We start from the raw sequence: 874 nt of genomic DNA on the forward strand, positions 1-874 counted from the left end.
ATATCGCTTACGCTAAGAGCATTATGCTGGAGAAAGTCAGTTATCCAAGAGGGGAGTTCGTCAGGTGTAACTTCATTGCGAAGACTAATATCTACGAGCTCGGCATAAGTATGCTCCGCAGGAATAGCGGAAAGAGCAAAGAAAGCTGCCCCCTCGCCCATCAGGTTGCTTTTTATCAACTGTTGCGTCTGTAGAAAAAAAGGAGCGTGTTCGTCGACCCCTCCTACTAAAGCATTGGCTATCAGCTGTTGTTCTAACTGCATTGTAGCATCTAACAGAGCAGACTCGAATGAGATAGCTCCGTTAACATAAGTCGTATTATAGCTGTGGCACTGCCAATGCAAAGCGAGTTGTCCTGCTATTGTATTGTGGGTGGATTGTATAAAAGCCGTGGGGGTAAGATGTTGTTCGTGATTATCAAGCATCGCCTTGAGAAACTTTTCGGTGTCTTGGACGCAGCCCATACCCGTGCCTACTATTATAGCTTCAGGTGTGGTAATATGGGCTTCTCGGAGGGCTTCAGTAGCGGTAGCAATACTCATTTTCACCCCTTTAGCCATTCGTCTGCTAGCATTAGGGGCTATATAATCCTTATAAGAATGTTCTTGCGCATAAAGCACCTCATCGGGCTGGGCTGGCAAAAAATCGTCGAATGAAGGAGTAGGAAAAGTAGGTTGGGCACTTAGGCAGGAAGCTCCGTTAATATAGATTTTCATAGGTTTCTTGTCTTTTGTATGTGGGCAAAGATAATAAAAAAATTGTTCTTAGCGTTTTTTTGCTTATTTTTGCGGGCTGCTTGTTGATTATTAACATCCCCCTATACACATACTCCGCTGCGCCAGCTCGCGGACTTCCTTCAAAGGGGGAGATGTGA

The 874-nt window shown here is 45.0% G+C and carries 1 protein-coding gene; it reads right to left on the reverse strand.

Features of this window, described 5'->3' with window-relative positions; genetic code table 11:
• The coding region (locus HMPREF9441_RS17035) for a beta-ketoacyl synthase chain length factor (protein WP_008623389.1) at window positions 1–716 on the reverse strand (716 nt) is incomplete at its 3' end.
• Window positions 717–874: the final 158 nt, after the last annotated feature.

Origin of the sequence: Paraprevotella clara YIT 11840 (genome assembly GCF_000233955.1) — a bacterium.
Lineage (GTDB): Bacteria > Bacteroidota > Bacteroidia > Bacteroidales > Bacteroidaceae > Paraprevotella > Paraprevotella clara.